We start from the raw sequence: 16,030 nt of genomic DNA, 5'->3' as shown, positions 1-16,030 counted from the left end.
GCTAGAAGCGCTGCCTCCAACTTAGCCGAACAGGCTCTCCTCGACGATGCGGTCGGCGACCACACCGGTGGGAAGCTCGTCGGCGTCGGCGCGCTCGAAGATCTCGATCATCGTATCGAAGATGCGCTCGGTCTCGGTGCGCGCCCAGTCGCTGTCTTTGCCGGCGTAGTCGGCGGCGACGTGGATGAGGCCGCCGGCGTTGATGGCGTAATCGGGGGCGTACAGAATGCCCTTCTGGCGAAGCAACTCGCCGTGGCGCTCTTCGGCGAGCTGGTTGTTGGCAGCGCCGGCGATGATGTCGCACTTGAGCTGCGGCAGCGTCTCGTCGTTGATAATCGCGCCCAGCGCGCACGGGGCGAAGATGTCGCAGTCGACGCCGAAGATTTCGTCGGGGGCGACGGCGGTGGCGTCGAGCTCGTCGACGCAGCGCTGGACGGCCTCTTCGTTGATATCGGTCACGATCAGCTCGGCGCCCAGCTCGTGCAGCTCGCTGGCCAGGTACCAGCCGACGTTGCCTACACCCTGAACGGCGATGCGCAGCCCGTCGACGTCGTCGCGGCCGTACTTGTATTTGACGGCTGCCTCGAGGCCATGGCGCACGCCGCGCGCCGTCACCGGCGAGGGGTCGCCCGAGCCGCCGGCGTCGGCGCTGGTGCCCAGCACGTGGTCGGTCTTCTGGCTGATCAGGTCCATGTCGGCCACGCGCGTGCCGCTGTCCTCGGCGGTGATGTACTTGCCGCCCAGGCTCTCGACGAACTCGCCGAACTCTTCGAAGATCGCCGTGCGCTGCTCTTCGGTCAGGTTCGGCGGACGGATGATCACCGACTTGCCGCCGCCGTGCGGCAGCTTGGTGATCGCGGCCTTGTAGGTCATTCCGCGGGCCAGACGCATCACGTCGTTGAGCGCGGCGTCGGTCGAATCGTACTCGATGAAGCGACACCCGCCGATGGCCGGGCCGTTCTGCAGGTTGTGCAGAGCGACGATGGCGCGAAGGCCGGTCTTGGGATTGGTCTTGAGATGTAGCTCGCCGTACTCGAGCTCCGTTGCATACTCGAACAAATCCATATTTCTTCTCCACTTGTTACGATTATGCGCCGTATTCACGGCACGCGTTTTTTTCCTACAACTGATGCACATATAGTCGGCACCCATAGGCTTCGCAAGGGCACTTTTGGATCAATCCGATGACGCGATGCGTCAAGGATTTAGCGGGTTTGCGTCATTTTGATAACTTCGACGCAAAGGGGCGGCGTAAAGGTCTCCGAGCACGATTGAAGCCCGCTCATCGAACGGCTACTCTGTGCGCATTCCAGAGACCAGAGGAGAGAAATGACCCGCGCTCGCTATTGGCTGTTGATTTCGCTGTTGTGCATCACCGCCGGCTGTGAAGAGGAAAACTCCGAAGGGGCGACCGACACCGGCTTGGCTGACGACGCGGCTTCGAGCGCAGACGTGAGCGCCGACACGGCCGACGAGGACGCCACCCCGACGGTAGATGCGGGGCCCGACGGTTGGGATCCGGCCAACTGCGAGCCGAGCTTCGAGGCGTGGCAACGCCACTCCAAGCCGCTCGTGGAGACCTATTGCAGCACGTGTCACGGCGAGGAGCCGCAATTCGGCGCTCCCTACTCGCTCCTCGACTACGACGCGCTCTTGGCCGGTGAGCCCGGCGAGCGCAAGGTCGACCGGATGGCCGAGCGGCTGCTCGACGGGACGATGCCGCCGCCCACGAGCGCGCGGCTTCCGCACACCGACCTCGATACGCTGGTCGAGTGGACCACCTGCGGCCAACAGCACCCCGACCACAGCCAAGGCCTGCAGGCCTCCGCGCCGGTGTGGACGGCTCCGGAGGACCCGCCTTCAGACGCCGACCACTTCGACGTCACCGCCAATGCCTTCGAGATCGGGCTCGATACTCTCGATCACTACGAATGTTTCGTCATCGACGCCCCGGTCGACGCCGACCGGTTCATGCGTCGCTTCGAGCCGGTCATCGACGACGAGCGCGTCGTCCACCACCTGCTGGTGAGCATCGACCGCGACAGCGACGAGACCCGCGACTCGTTCCGCTGCGGAGGCTTCCCGCCCGGCGACGGCTACGTGTACGTGTGGGCGCCCGGTCAGGCGCCGATCGAATTCGAGGACGGGGGTGTGCGCATCGGACCCGACGACAAATTCGTGCTCCAGATTCACTACAACAACGGCGCGGGCGTCGAGGGCGTGCGCGATTCGAGCGGCTTTCGCGTCTATCACGGGCCGACCGAGGGGACCGAATACGGGCTCGCGTCCGTGGGCTCGCCGTATATCTACGTGCGGCCGAACTCCGAGGGACAGACCGCCGACTCGTGCGAAGTCAAACGCGACGTCTACATCCGGGCGAGCTGGCCGCATATGCACGAAATCGGCACCGAGTTCGAGACGATCATCGAGCGCGCCGACGGCACCGAAGAGACGCTCATCGACCTAACCGGCTGGTCCTTCGAGGCGCAACTCATCTACGACACTCCAGCGCAGCTCTCACCGGGCGACAAGCTGCGGACGCGGTGCAAGTACGACAACCCCAACGACCACTCGGTCTACTTCGGCGAGGGCACCGGCGACGAGATGTGCTTTAACTTCATGTATATCTCGCCGCCGATGGACAGCCCGTGTAACTAAGTGCAAGCAGGGAGGACTTTCGTCTTTCGGTGCGAGTGCTTCCAGCTCTCGCAGACGAGGGTAAGATGCCCTCGCACCAATTATCAGAGACGCGCCCGCATCGAACGATCGAGATCGGCCCGCAAGTGCTCGACCTGCGCGCGCACGACCTGCTCGAGCGAGCCGGTCTCTTCGTGCACCTGCAACTGGCGCGCGCTCCCCGGCCCCTGCGCGAGCGTGCCGCGCACACCGTCGAGGTAGTGCGACTCACCCAACCCCGCAGCCACAGGCTCCAGCACCTCGAGCAAGCGCTCGGTCGTCTCGTCGATGCGCATCGACTCGCCATGGGCGTTCGCAATGCGACGAGCGCCGAGCGCTTCGTGGGAGGCACGAAAGTGATTCTCGCGCTCGGCCCAGTCCGGCAGGCGCCTCGGCAGGCCCGGCGGCCGCTCGTGAGCCGGCGTCTCCCGCAGGTACGCCACCAGCGACCGAATCAGAGCCGCCAACGCGACCGCCTCGGAGACCGTCGTCACCGCGTCCATCGTGCGCACCTCCACAGTGCCGAAGCCTGGCTGAGGACGCACATCCCAGTGCAAGTCCTCGACCTCCCGGCACATCTCGGCGTTTTTGGCGGCCTTGAAGAAGCGCTGGAAGTCGGCCCAGTCGTCGAAGTTGGGTGGATTGCCGTAGCTTCCCGTCGCCGCCAGGGCGCGCTGACGATACGAGGCGAACCCGGTCTGACACCCATGCCAGAACGGCGAGTTGGCCGACAGGGCGATGAGCATCGGCAAGTAGGGGACTAATTCGCCGGTGAGCCGGACCATCTCGTCGGCGTCGGGCACGCCGATATGCACGTGGGTGGCGTAGGTGATGCGCGTGTGCGACAGGTAGCCGGAGCGGTCCTCGATTTCGAGGTAGCGCGGCTTCGGCGTGATCGCGGCGAAGCGCGTCGAGAAGGGGTGCGTGCCCGCACCACACATGCGCATGCCCAGGCCTGCCGCATGCTCGTCGACGTCGGCGACCAGCGCACGCATATGCGCCTCGAGCTCGGCGATGTCCTCACACGGGTCGGAGACGACCTCGACGGTCTCCTGGATGAACTCGGGCTGGACGTTGTCGGAGTCGGGATAGTCCTCCAACAAGGGCAAGATCCCGTCGGCGAGCTCGAAGCTCCGGGCGTTGAGGAGCTGGAACTCGAGCTCCATGCCCACGGTCAGCGGCTTTGACGGCTGAAACTCCAACATCGCCTAGTTGCTCAGCTCGAAGATCGCTTCGCGGACGACCTCGTCGTAAAACGCCGCTCCCACCTTGAGCACCTCCTCGTTGATGGTGAACGACGGGCTGTGCAGCGGGATATGGTCCTCGCCTTCGCTTCGAGCGCCCAGGCGCACGTAGGCGCCGGGAAACTTTTGGAGAAAGAACGAGAAGTCCTCCGAGCCCATGCTCGGATGCTCCATATCGTGCAGGTGCTCGGGGCCGACGACCGTGCGCACCGCGCGCCGGGCGATGTCGGCCTCGCGCTTGGTGTTCACGACCTGCGGGTAGCCGCCGACGATGTCGACGCTGATCTTGGCCCCGTGCAGCTCGGAGAAGGCGTTGGCCATGCGCCGAAGGCCCTTGTGGATATGCTCGCGGATGGGCGGCGAGGTGGTGCGAATCGAGCCCTCGAGGGTGGCTCGCTCGGCGATCACGTTGGGCGCGCTGCCAGCCACGACCCGCCCGATGGTGATGACCGACGGGTGCACCGGGTTGAGCTCGCGCGAGACCATCGTCTGCACCGCGTTGATGATGCCGCCGGCGATGGTCACCGCGTCGATGCCCTCGTGGGGGCGCGCGCCGTGGCCGCCCTGCCCTTTGACTTCGATGGCGAACTTGTCCGACTGCGCGGTGATTACCCCGTCGCCGACCATGATCTCGCCGACGAGGTATTTGCGGGTGACGTGGCCGGCGAAGATGGCGTCGAGGTCGTCGATGAGCCCCGAATTGATCACCACCCGCGAGCCGCCGCCGCGCTCCTCGGCGGGCTGGAAGACGAACACGGCGTTGCCGTCGGGCGGCTGCTCGGCCAGCAGCGCCGCCGCGCCGAGCACCATGGCGGTGTGCGCGTCGTGCCCACAGGCGTGCATGCGCCCGTCGATTTCGGAGGCGAACGGAAGCCCCGTACTCTCCTGGGCCGGCAGCGCGTCCATCTCGGCGCGAAGCCCCACCGTCGGGTACTGCTCGCCCTTCTGAATCCGCCCCACCACACCGCTGCCCTTGCCACCGTACTCGTAGGGAATCCCCAGCCGCTCGAGCTCGGCGATGATGGTCTGCGCTGTCTGGACTTCCTCGAAGGCCAACTCGGGGTGCCGGTGAATCGCACGCCGAATGTCGACCATGTGCGGAAAGATCTCGTCGGACTGCATCAATCGAGCCATGGTGTACCGCCCGTGGGTTATAAGAACCGATCACTCCCCCGTGGGCCAAACGTGGACACGAGCGCACGGTTGAACACCGACAGACTCGTCACAATGTTGAGGGATGACGCGCACATAGGGCATCGCTCGCCCTCACGAAACCGCGAACGCGCAGGAGCTCATATGTCCGTAGGCAAGGTCTGCATTCGAGAAGTCGTCTTCGCCAACCCCGACGAGACCGCCCAAGACGCCGCCGAGCGCATGCGCACCGAGCGGGTGGGCACGCTGGTGGTCATCGACGGCGAGCAACACCCGGTGGGCATGCTCACCGACCGCGACTTGGCCACCCGCGTGGTCGCCGCCGGCCGCGCCCCCGAGCGCACCTTCGTCGACGAGATTATGACGAGCAACCCGGAGACGGTGCGCGAGGCGACGCCCATCGAGCGCGCCCTCGACCACATGAAGTCGCGCCGCGTACGCCGCGTGATCGTCGTCGACGACCAAGACAAATTGGTCGGCCTCCTGGCCCTCGACGACGTCCTCGACCTGCTCGCCGAGGAGTTCTCGACCATCGGCGAGCTTTTGAGCCGGCAAGAGCCGCGCACGCATCGGCCCCGGCCATAGCTCCCGTGTTTTCGCCGATTTGTGGTCGTTTGCGTTTGAAACGGCCACGAATTCGCCGCCTCGTGGTCGTCTGCATTTGAAATAGTCACGAGTTTGCCGATTTGTGGTCGTTTGAAAATGAAACTGCCACGAATCCTGCGATTTGTGGTCGTTTGAAAATGAAACTGCCACGAATTCGCCACCGCGTAGCTTCCTGCGCGCAAAAAGCCGTGAGGTCGCCGATTTGCGCCTCCTTGGCCGCCAAACGAGTACAAATCGGCGAAATCGTGCGTGTTTGATTTTGAAACGAGCACAAATCGGCCAATTGACGGGTGTTTCATTTTCAAACGACCACGAATTCACCGGCTGACGAGTTTTTGCGCGCCAGAAGCTTCGCAGAGCGGAGCGCCGGCGCCGCGGGAGCGGGCGCGCCCCGACCTGCGTTTCGCGCAGCGACGTTTATGATTACAATGCGCAACGCCACGCCCAGCAAGGCCGCCCTCAGGCCCAACGAGTGAGACAACATGAACGAACTCGTCAAAGTCACCGCCTTCGTCGTCACCGCCGACGAGCCGCATCACCTGCTCGTCTTCGGGCACCCAACCGCCGGACTGCAACTGCCCGCGGGCACCGTCGAGCCCGGCGAGACGCCGATTGCGGCTGCGAAGCGCGAAGTGTGGGAAGAGACGGGACTCGAGGTGGCGAGCCGCGGCGTCGTGCTCTGCGAGCAGCTAAGCGAGTTGGGGCCGGATCTTGCGGTGATGCTCGAGACGGTCGCCAGCGACGGCATCACGTTCCGGCGCGGGCACCACGTCAAAGTCCTCGCCCACGACCAAGCCCGCGAAGCCGCGCGTATCCGCGAGGAGATTCTCGACTACAACACCACGCCGCCGGAGGTGATTTCGGCCACCGAAGGCGACGTCCCTGTAGCCGCCCTCGCCCACCGTATCCGACGCCACTTCGTGCTCTTCGTCGAGCCTGTCCAACGCGCCGCCCCATGGGTCCGGCGAGCCGATGGGCACGACTTCGAGGTGCGTTGGACACGGCTGAGCGAGGACATTCCGCTCGTCGAGGGTTTGAAGAGCCAGAAGGCGTGGCTGAAGTCGAACTTCGCCAGGCTGCGGGCCTGTCTTAGTGCTGCACTGGATTCGCGCATCAAGCTCAATCTTGCCGACGACCCGGACCACATCGACGCCTGCGAACGGATCCTGCGAGAGCTTCCGGCTTGGTTCGGCATCGAGGAAGCTATCGTCGAGTACGTCGAGCAGATCGCCGAGCTTCCCACCTTCCTCGCCCGCTCAAGGGGCGAGATCGTTGGGTTTCTGAGCGTCGAGCAACACAGCGCGGCCGCCGCGGAGATTATCGTGATGGGAGTTGCGGAGTCACATCACCGGCGCGGCGTCGGCCGCGCACTCGTCGAGGCCGCCGAGGCGCACCTTCGCGACCGAGGCGTTCGGTTCTTGCAGGTCAAGACTTTGAGCGAAGCGCACCCGTCACCGGAGTACGCCCGCACGCGCGAATTCTATCGCGCCGTCGGCTTCGAGCCCCTCGAAGAGTTCCCGACGCTATGGGACGAGCGCAACCCGTGTTTGCAGATGGTTAAATGGCTCGGCTAGTGGCCCTTAGGGCAACCCTTGCACGCCCAAGCCGCAACACACGTTTGGCGCCCCAGCGGGAGCGCCGGCGCCACGCGGCGAGAACCGACACGCCACTCTTGGCAGGTTTACCCCAAGGCAAGCCGTTGGGGCTGCACCGGCGAGGCGCTCCGCGGGCAGCAAGCAGCCGCTGCGCGTGGGTTGTTGAGGGGTGTTGATTGATTCGAGCGCCCGGGGCCAGGCGGACGTGTTCGGCGCCCCCATTGTGATTGCGCGCTCAGCCCGGCCCAAGCGCGGCGGTTCGAACCCGTGACCGTGACCGCGACCGCGACCCGTCGTTCCCGGGCAAAGCGGCCGACGCGGCAACCCGCCGCGTGTTGGCGCGTATGCTCGACCGGAGCGGTGGGCTCTTTTTGTTCGCCTAGCAGCACAAACGGCGGGTCACGGCCACGGCCAAGGTCAGGGTCACGGAATGGCTCGAACGCCCGGGCCGCACGGCGACTATGTAACCCACGGCTCGACCAACTCGAGCGTTCCCTGCCCGGCGTTCATACGACACTGCACGCCCAGCGGAAATGTCAGCAGCGGGTCGGTGTGGCCGAAGTCGACGTCGAGCATGACGGGGAAGTCGTAGCCCAGAAGAGCGTCGTCCAAGATCATCTCGAGGGAGTCGTCTTCGGAGAGTTCGACGCACGAGGCGAGTCGGCCGACGACCATGCCCGAGATCTGGTCGAAGACGCCCATCTGGCGGGCCTGGGTGAACATGCGGTCGAGGGTCGACGAGCTTTCGACCTCGTCTTCTTCGACGAAGAAGATACGCCCTTGCATATCGGGCCAGTACGGTGTGCCGGCGAGCAGGAGCAGCGTGCCGAGGTTGCCTCCGACGATCGGGCCCGAGGCTTGGCCCTCGCGGTAGCAGCGCCAGCCGGGCGCTGGCTGCTCGATCATCTGGTTGTCGTCACGCTCGTACCACGGATTGTCGCTGAAGATGGGCGACGGCTCGTAGGCGAGCGTGTCGCCGCCTTGCATCAACACCTGCTCGAAGCAGCGCCACGAGTAATCGAAGAGCGTGGGCTTGGCGAAGGTGATGACCGCCGGGCCCGAAAACGTGATCAGACCCGTCATGTGGGTAATCGCGCTCGTCAACGCGGTGAGGTCGCTGTAGCCCACCAGCGGCTTGGGGTGGGCTGCGATAAGCTCCCAGTCGAGGTATTCGAGCAGTTGGTGAGTCTGCATCCCGCCCCAAAACGAGATGATGCCGTCGATGTCGGGATCGGCGAAAAACGCGTGCAGCGCGTCGACGCGCGCCTGGATGGTGCCGGCGGCGTGGCCGCGGTGGGTTCGACAATTGGGCGCTTCGACGACCTCGAAGCCCTTGTCTCTCAACCGAGCATAGCCGCGCTCGACGAGCGCATCGCCCGCCTCGTCGATGGGCGACGAGGTGGCGATGACGCCGAGCGTCGCGCCTGTGGAGAGGCGTGGCGGGCGGATGATTGTTTTGGCCACCGGGTTTGGGGGTTGCTGTTCTTTAGCCATCGTTCGTCTCTGCCCCACTGTGTCTGCACTTTGGAATTGTCGGTGGGTTGGAATAGCATGGCTCCATATCGAGCGCCAATCACGACAACCATAGTGGGGCGGAGTTCAGGGATCGCACGGTTTACCCCAAGGCAAGCCATTGGGGCTGCACCGGCGAGGCGCTCCGCGGGCAGCAAGCAACCGCTGCGCGTGGGTTGTTGAGGGGGGTCGGTCGAGTCGAACGCCCGGGCCTTGCGGGCGCAAAAATTTAGGGGCTGCGTATCGCGACGTGGTCACGACTCGCAGCCCCTAAATCTTTATCGCGCGTTGTTCAGCGCGCCCCAAATAGATGGCGCTACTCTACTGCAAGGCCCCCGAAACACGACATCACGAGGGCAAGATGCCCCCGCACCGATTTCCACGAGGGCACGATGCCCCCGCACCGATTTCCACGAGGGCGAGATGCCCCCGCACCGATTTCCACGAGGGCACGATGCCCCCGCACCGATTTCCACGAGGGCACGATGCCCCCGCACCGATTTCCACGAGGGCGAGATGCCCCCGCACCGGTTTCACTCCTCCAGCTTCTGCTGGATGATCTGACGCGCGATCTGCGGGTCGGCGGTGCCCTTCGAGGCCTGCATGACTTGGCCGATGAAGAAGCCCAACAGCGCCTTCTTGCCGCCGCGGTAGCGCTCGACCTCGTCGGGGTTGTCGGCGATGACGCCTTCGACGAGCCCTTCGAGCTCGCTGGTGTCGGTGATGCGCTCGAGGCCCTCTTCGTCGATGATCGTCTCGGGGTCTTTGCCCGTCTCGAGCATCTTGCCGAAGACTTCGCGGCTGATCTGGTTGGTGATGCGCTCGTTGTCGAACGCCTCGATCAGCTTGGCGACCTCGGCCGGCTCGACGTCGATGTCGCTCACCGACTCGATCTCGCGCTCGCCGAGCTCGGGGAGCATCTCGTTGACGAGCCACGACGCCACGGTCTGCAGCTTGTCGTAGGTCTCGATGGCCGCCTCGTAGAATTCGGCCAGGGCGAGTTCGCCGGACAGCAAGTCGGCGTCGTCGTACTGCAGGTCGTACTCGTCCTGGTAGCGCTCCAATCGCGCGGCCAGCTCGGGGTTCTCCTCGCGGGCCTTGTCGCGGTAGTACGAGGCCGGGCGCTTGCTCGGGCGGCGGTCCTTCTGGCTCGACTTCTTCTCTTTTTTGGCCTTCTCGACTTCCTTCTTGGCCTTTTCCTGACGCTTCTTCTCCTGCTCCTTCTTCATCTGGGCCTCCTTTTTGGCCCAGGTGTCGCGAAGCGCCACGATGCGGTTGTAGACGAGCTTGTCGGGCGAGGAATCCTCGGGGTCCTGCCAGAAATAGCCCTCGCGCTCGAACTGGTAGCGCGTGCCGGCGTCGTCGTCTTTGAGGCTCGGTTCGACGCGTGCGTTCTGGATGACCACCAGCGACTTCGGGTTGAGGAACTCGGTGTAGTCGCGGTCGGGGTCGCTCTCGGGCAGGTCGATGCTGAAGAGGCGGTCGTACACGCGCACCTCGGCGGGCAGCGAGTGCTCGGCGCTGACCCAGTGGATGGTGCCCTTCGGGTTGCGACCGTCGGGGGCGTCGCCGCCTTTGGTCTCCGGGTCGTACGAGCAGAGAAGCTCGACGATCTGGCCGTCGTCATCTTTGACGACCTCGTCGCAGGTGATGAAGTAGCCGTAGCGAAGCCGCACTTCGCGGCCCGGGCCCAGGCGCCAGAAGCTCTTGGGCGGGTTCTCCATGAAGTCGCTGCGGTCGATGTACAGCTCGCGGCCGAACGGCACCTCGCGCGTGCCCTCTTTGGGGACGTCGTGCGGGTAGTAGTCGGCGGGCAGCCACTCGGTCTGGCCCTCGGGGTAATTCGTGATGGTGACCTTGAGCGGGTCGAGCACCGCCATGACGCGCGGGGCGCGCATGTTCAGGTGGTCGCGGATGGCGTACTCGAGCATCTGCACGTCGACCACGCTGTTGGCGCGGGCCACGCCGACCATGTCGATGAACTGGTGAATCGCCCCGGGCGGCACACCGCGGCGGCGAAGCGCCGAGATCGTGGGCAGGCGCGGGTCGTCCCAGCCGCTCACGTGGCCCGCTTCGACCAGCCGGCGAAGCTTGCGCTTGCTCATCACCGTATAGTTGAGGTTCAGGCGCGCGAACTCGATCTGGCGCGGCTGACACTCGACCTCGGTCGCCTCGATGACCCAGTCGTACAGCTCGCGGTTATTCTCGAATTCGAGCGTGCACAGCGAGTGGGTCACGCCCTCGAAGGCGTCCTCGAGGCAGTGGGCGTAGTCGTACATCGGATAGATGCACCAGTCGTCGCCCGTGCGGTGGTGGGTGGCGTGGCGGATGCGGTACAAGAGCGGGTCGCGCATCAACATGTTCGGGTTGGCCATGTCGATCTTGGCGCGCAGCACGTGCTCGCCGTCTTCGAACTCGCCGGCGCGCATGCGCTCGAACAGGTCGAGGTTCTCCTCGACGGAGCGGTCGCGGTACGGGCTCGGCTTGCCCGGCTCGCCCAGGGTGCCGCGGTACTCGCGGATCTCCTCGGTGCTCAGGCTGTCGACGTAGGCCTTGCCGTCTTTGATGAGCTGGACGGCCAGGTCGTACATGCGCTCGAAGTAGTCCGAGGCGAAGTACAGGTGCTCGCCCCAGTCGCAGCCGAGCCAGGCGACGTCTTGCTTAATAGACTCGACGTACTCGGTGTCCTCGGCCAAGGGGTTGGTGTCGTCGAAGCGCAAGTGACACCGACCTTCGTAGTCCTGGGCGATGCCGAAGTTGAGCAAGATCGACTTGGCGTGGCCGATATGCAGGTAGCCGTTGGGCTCGGGCGGGAAGCGAGTGACGATGAAATCGTGCTTTCCGCTCTCGAGATCCTCGTCGATGATATCGCGAATGAAATTCGAGCGTGTTGCTTCGGACTCGTTCTTGGTTTTGTCGTCGGACACGACAGCTCTCCTGGGTAGTTCTACTGAGCATTCAAGACGTCAACGCCGCCCAACATAGTGCGCGTGGGCGGTGTCGACAACCAGTTGTTTGGCGGGTCTCAGACCTGCTCGATGCAGTGGCGCGCGATCTCGGCCGACGAGGGACGCACGTCGTAGGTCAAGCGCGCGATGATCGGCCCGTCTCGCTCCTCGAGGCCGTAGCCATAGGCCTTGTCGTAATAGCGCAGCGCCTCGCAGCCGGCGGTGCGAAAATCGCCCGCCTCGATCGCCTCGAGGGCGCGCCGGTAGCGCTCGCCGCCCAGCCGCTTTTTGATGCGCTCGAACGCCTCGACCAACGCCTCGTCGGCGTGCTCGCCGTACTCCTCGACGAGCCGGTCGAGGCGATCGCGGTCGGACACCTCGAGGCAGACGAGCGGCGCCTCCTTCTTTTGGTCGAAGAGCGGGTGCGGCACGCGGCAGCGGCCGACCATCAGGCTCTCGTCTTCGACCCAGACGCGTCGGCTCGGGTCGAGCTCGGTGATCACGCGCGACAGGTCGTTGTCGAATTGCTGCTGGGTGACCCGTTGACGCTCGATGCCGCCGAACGACGAGCCGCGGTGATTGGCCAGGCCCTCCAGATCGATGATCTGCTCGCCCAACGCGGCGAGTTCGTGGAGCACCTCGGTCTTGCCCGAGCCGGTCAGCCCGCCGAGCACGATCATGTGGGGGAGCTTCGTCTCGAAGGTGTCGAGCACGTGGTTGCGGTACGCCTTGTAGCCGCCGTCGAGCGCGACGACGTCGTAGCCGTACGTCCCGAGCAGCCAGCCCAGGCTCGAGCTGCGCATACCGCCGCGCCAGCAGTGCACCAGCACCGGACCGGGCGGCTCGCTGACCTCTTCGACCAGCTCGATGAAATCGCGCATCTTGGGGCCGACGAAGTCGAGCCCGCGCAAGATCGCCTCGCGTCGGCTCTTCTGCTTGTACAGCGTTCCCACCTCGGCGCGCTCTTCGTTCGAGAAGAGCGGCAAGTTATGGGCGTTGGGGATATGGCCGTCTTCGAACTCCGCGGGGGTGCGCGCATCGAAGACGGGATATTCTTTTGCCAGCTCGAGAAACTCGGCGGCGCCACAGCGTTTCACGCGTCCTCCTGGGTAGGTTCAACGCTTCGCGGCCACCATAGATCACATCTTAGGCTGGTGTCACATTCCCCGCGGCTCCTTCAGCGACCTCGGAGATGGCGTCGAGCAGGTCGCGCCGTGAGAACGGCTTGAGCACCGTCGAGGCGTCGACGGTCTCGGCAAAGCGGGCCGCCTCTTCGGTGAAGGCGCCGCCGGTGATGAAGACGAAGCGGTCCTGGCAGGGCAAGTCGAGCTCGACGCAACGCGCGTACAACTCGCGGCCGTCCATCTCGGGCATCATCAAGTCGCAGACGACCACGTCGAAATCGACGCCCTGGAGCAACTCGAGCGCCTCGGCGCCCGAGCTGGCCATGACCAAGGCGTGATGCTTGGTCAGGAAACGCTCGGCGACACGTCGAATCAAGGCATCGTCGTCGACGAAGAGCACGTGCAGCGCGCTGTCGGCGACCGACGACTCCTTATCACTCAACGTCGAAGTCGCGTCCGATGGCAGCTGCGCGGGGGGCAGCCGCACTTCGAACGTCGTCCCCACGCCCTCTTCGCTGTCGACGCTGATCGTGCCGCCCAGGTCGGTGACGATGCCGTAGCAAATCGAAAGGCCCATACCGGTACCCTGGCCCACCTCTTTGGTGGTGAAGAAGGGCTCGAAGATGCGTTGGACGATCGCGTCGGGGATCCCCCGGCCGTTGTCCGAGACCTGCACCACGACCTCGCCGTCGTCCATGTAGCCGCGCACACTAATCTTGTGTTCGCTGCGGTGGCCCACCTCGATCGACTGCACGGCGTTGATCAGCAGATTGACGAAGACTTGAGTCAGGCGAGACTTGTTACCAATGACCGGCGCGAGCTCGTCGCACTCGACATCGAGCTCGACGCGGTGCTTGAGCTCGTGGCCGACCAGCTGCAGCGCGAAGTTGAGCACCTTCTCGAGGTCGACCTGCCCCGAAGAATCCTGGGGGCGAGCCATCTTCGACAAAAGACGCACGACGTCACGAATCTGGGTGGCGCCCTGCGCCGCCTCGTCGAGGACCTCGCTCATCTCGGCCAAGGTCGCCTGCTCGACGCTATCTTCGAGCTTGCCGATCATGCGCTTGAGGTATTCGATATTGGCGAGCACATACGACAGCGGGTTGTTGATCTCGTGGCCCACCCCCGCGGCCAAGCGCCCGACCGCGGCGAGGCGGTCGGCCTCGAGGAGCTGCGTCTCCAGCTGGATTCGCTTGGTCACGTCGCGTTTGACCGCGATAAAGTGGGTAATCTCGCCGTCGTCGTCTTTGATGGGGGTGATGAGCATCTCTTGGATGAGCCGCCGGCCATCTTTGGCCTCGCTGATCATGCGGCCGATCCACGGCTCACCGGTCTGGATATGCTCCCAGATCTGGTCGTAGTACTCGTCGGAGTGCTCACCGCTGCGCAAGACTTCGGCGGGAGTCTTGCCCTTCACCTCGTCGAACGACCAACCGGTCTTCTCCTCGAAGGCACGATTGACGTACTCGATACGCCCCTGTGCGTCGGTAATCTCGACGCAGTCGGAGACGCTCTCCACTGCGCGGATGATAACCTCGCGTGGGTAGTTGGCGGACATGAAGGACACCTAAAAACGCTCGAACTGTTGTTTACTGGCCGGCACAATACCAGCCGAGAGCACGGGCGTCACCTTCCGTTTAACCAAAAGGTCAAAACAACAGTGGTTTTACCCGATCTGCTTTAACGCACCGAGTTGCGGCGGAATGGGAAAATCCTCCTCGATGCCGTCGTGGCGCAGAAATCCGAGCGCTTCGCGGTGAACCATCAACTCCCAGCGCGCACGCATGGCCTCGCGGCGCTTCTCGTTGAACCCGTCGGCCAAGCGAGCCCGTTCGGCAGGGTCGGATGCGTTATCGTAGTCGCGGCGGAGCACGTCGAGTTCGAGCAAGGCGACGTTGATCTTGTCGCCCGACTTCGTCAACGCGTAAGCCATCTCCTCGATGATTTCTTTTTCGAGGGTGTTGGACCCAGCGGCGATCGACAGGCGTCGGTCGAGCCGGTCGAGGTAGGTGCTTTCGAAGTCTTCGGCTTTGAGGCGCTCGACGAGCCTCTTCCAAGGAGGTTCCCACATGAGTCAATCGTTCGAGCAATCGAGGGCGTTTCGGACCGCGTCGACGGGATCTTCGCGGCTGGCCTGTCCCACACAGGCACCTCCGTAAAACAAAGTGCAGTTCCAGATCTTCCGAGACGGCGAGTACAGTAGCTCGACCTTGAGCTTGCGCTCCCGGTCGACGACCAACCCGTGAACCTCACGGCGGCCCCCGTCCCAGGAGCCGCCGAACTCTCGCTCCAACGTGGTGCGTACGTCCATCATCTGGCCATCATCTCAGGGAAGCTCGACGGCCGGGGTGCGAGCGATGAAGAAGGGATTGACGAGCTGCTTTTTGTTGTAGCGCAGCGGCTCGCCTTCCTCGGTGAGCACGACGCCGCCGGCCTGCTCGACGACGCACTGAGCCGCGCCGATATCCCACTCCATGGTGGGCCCGAAGCGTGGGTAGACGTCGGCGGTGCCCTCGGCGACCAGGCACAACTTGAGCGCGCTGCCCGTCGGAGATAGCTCCACCTCGTCATAACGGGCGCGAAGCTGCTCGATGAACTGCTCGTCGCGCTCGCGAAGGTGAGAGCGGCTGACCACCACGGTCAGCGGTGGCTGGACCTCACGAGAGGTCTCGATGGACTCTTCACCGTCGGCGGTGCGCTTGAACGCCCCCAACTCCTTGACCGCGTAATACGAGGTTTCGAGCGCCGGGGCATGCACCACGCCCATGACGGGTTCGTCGCGTCGAATCAACGCGACGTTGACGGTGAACTCTCCGTTTCGCTTGATGAACTCCTTGGTCCCGTCGAGGGGATCGACCAGCCAGAAGTCACCCCAGTCGCGCCGCTCCTCGTAGGAGATGCCCTTGGACTCTTCGGAGAGCACGGGCACGTCGGGCGTGAGTTTCTGGAGGCCCTCCACCAGAACCCGGTGGGCGGCCAGGTCGGCGGCGGTCAGCGGCGACTCGTCCTCTTTGTACTGAGTCTCGAAGTCGGCCGTCTCGTAAATCTCCATGATCGCTTCGCCGGCGCGTTCGGCGAGCTCGACAACCTGCCGAGCGACGTCCCTGCTGAGCAACTCGAGCTTCTGTGGCATCGAAACCTCTTGGGTGAAATTGCGTTCGAATGCGGACCTC

13 protein-coding genes are annotated in these 16,030 nt (G+C 64.4%); 3 read left to right on the top strand and 10 right to left on the bottom strand.

Annotation, left to right across the window (positions count from 1 at the left end; translation table 11 throughout):
- Positions 1 to 21 precede the first annotated feature (21 nt).
- Positions 22 to 1,065 carry a Glu/Leu/Phe/Val dehydrogenase family protein gene (locus FIV42_RS23535; protein ID WP_168210890.1) on the bottom strand — a complete coding sequence of 348 codons (1,044 nt, stop codon included), beginning with the start codon at positions 1,063 to 1,065 and terminating at the stop codon, positions 22 to 24.
- Between the two features lie 264 nt (positions 1,066 to 1,329).
- Between FIV42_RS23535 and FIV42_RS23530 the strand changes: the two genes are divergently transcribed.
- Positions 1,330 to 2,658: a monooxygenase gene (locus FIV42_RS23530; RefSeq protein ID WP_141200060.1), complete on the top strand. Its 1,329-nt coding sequence runs from the start codon at positions 1,330 to 1,332 to the stop codon at positions 2,656 to 2,658.
- Positions 2,659 to 2,741: 83 nt separating this feature from the next.
- On the opposite strand, the gene FIV42_RS23525 is transcribed toward FIV42_RS23530, so the two are convergent.
- Both FIV42_RS23525 and FIV42_RS23520 read right to left on the bottom strand, forming a co-directional pair.
- Positions 2,742 to 3,881, bottom strand: coding sequence for a carboxylate-amine ligase (locus tag FIV42_RS23525; RefSeq protein WP_141200059.1), 1,140 nt, complete (start codon positions 3,879 to 3,881; stop codon positions 2,742 to 2,744).
- Positions 3,882 to 3,884: 3 nt separating this feature from the next.
- Positions 3,885 to 5,054 (bottom strand): M20 metallopeptidase family protein, encoded by a 1,170-nt coding sequence (locus FIV42_RS23520; protein WP_141200058.1) that lies wholly within the window; start codon positions 5,052 to 5,054, stop codon positions 3,885 to 3,887.
- 162 nt (positions 5,055 to 5,216) lie between these two features.
- Between FIV42_RS23520 and FIV42_RS23515 the strand changes: the two genes are divergently transcribed.
- On the top strand, positions 5,217 to 5,657 hold the full coding sequence (locus FIV42_RS23515; RefSeq protein ID WP_168210889.1) for a CBS domain-containing protein: 441 nt from the start codon (positions 5,217 to 5,219) through the stop codon (positions 5,655 to 5,657).
- Positions 5,658 to 6,160: 503 nt separating this feature from the next.
- Positions 6,161 to 7,252 (top strand): GNAT family N-acetyltransferase, encoded by a 1,092-nt coding sequence (locus FIV42_RS23510; protein WP_141200056.1) that lies wholly within the window; start codon positions 6,161 to 6,163, stop codon positions 7,250 to 7,252.
- 480 nt (positions 7,253 to 7,732) lie between these two features.
- Here the strand turns inward: FIV42_RS23510 and FIV42_RS23505 are convergent, their stop codons facing one another.
- The 7 genes from FIV42_RS23505 to cysQ form a co-directional block, all read right to left on the bottom strand.
- Entirely contained in the window at positions 7,733 to 8,767 is a 1,035-nt protein-coding gene (locus tag FIV42_RS23505) for a S66 peptidase family protein (RefSeq protein WP_141200055.1), read from the bottom strand.
- Positions 8,768 to 9,318: 551 nt separating this feature from the next.
- Entirely contained in the window at positions 9,319 to 11,712 is a 2,394-nt protein-coding gene (locus FIV42_RS23500; RefSeq protein ID WP_141200054.1) for a glutamine--tRNA ligase/YqeY domain fusion protein, read from the bottom strand.
- A 98-nt stretch (positions 11,713 to 11,810) separates the two neighbouring features.
- Positions 11,811 to 12,830: a tRNA 2-selenouridine(34) synthase MnmH gene (mnmH, locus tag FIV42_RS23495; protein WP_141200053.1), complete on the bottom strand. Its 1,020-nt coding sequence runs from the start codon at positions 12,828 to 12,830 to the stop codon at positions 11,811 to 11,813.
- Between the two features lie 49 nt (positions 12,831 to 12,879).
- A complete protein-coding gene (locus FIV42_RS23490; protein ID WP_141200052.1) occupies positions 12,880 to 14,415 on the bottom strand; it encodes a hybrid sensor histidine kinase/response regulator in 1,536 nt (511 codons plus the stop codon).
- Positions 14,416 to 14,523: 108 nt separating this feature from the next.
- On the bottom strand, positions 14,524 to 14,928 hold the full coding sequence (locus FIV42_RS23485; RefSeq protein ID WP_141200051.1) for a hypothetical protein: 405 nt from the start codon (positions 14,926 to 14,928) through the stop codon (positions 14,524 to 14,526).
- Between the two features lie 3 nt (positions 14,929 to 14,931).
- Positions 14,932 to 15,171: a hypothetical protein gene (locus FIV42_RS23480; protein WP_141200050.1), complete on the bottom strand. Its 240-nt coding sequence runs from the start codon at positions 15,169 to 15,171 to the stop codon at positions 14,932 to 14,934.
- A 12-nt stretch (positions 15,172 to 15,183) separates the two neighbouring features.
- Positions 15,184 to 15,990: a 3'(2'),5'-bisphosphate nucleotidase CysQ gene (gene cysQ, locus FIV42_RS23475; protein ID WP_141200049.1), complete on the bottom strand. Its 807-nt coding sequence runs from the start codon at positions 15,988 to 15,990 to the stop codon at positions 15,184 to 15,186.
- Between the last annotated feature and the right edge of the window lie 40 nt (positions 15,991 to 16,030).

Source organism: Persicimonas caeni, assembly GCF_006517175.1.
GTDB lineage: Bacteria > Myxococcota_A > Bradymonadia > Bradymonadales > Bradymonadaceae > Persicimonas > Persicimonas caeni.
This window is presented reverse-complemented; position numbering and strand designations above follow the sequence as displayed.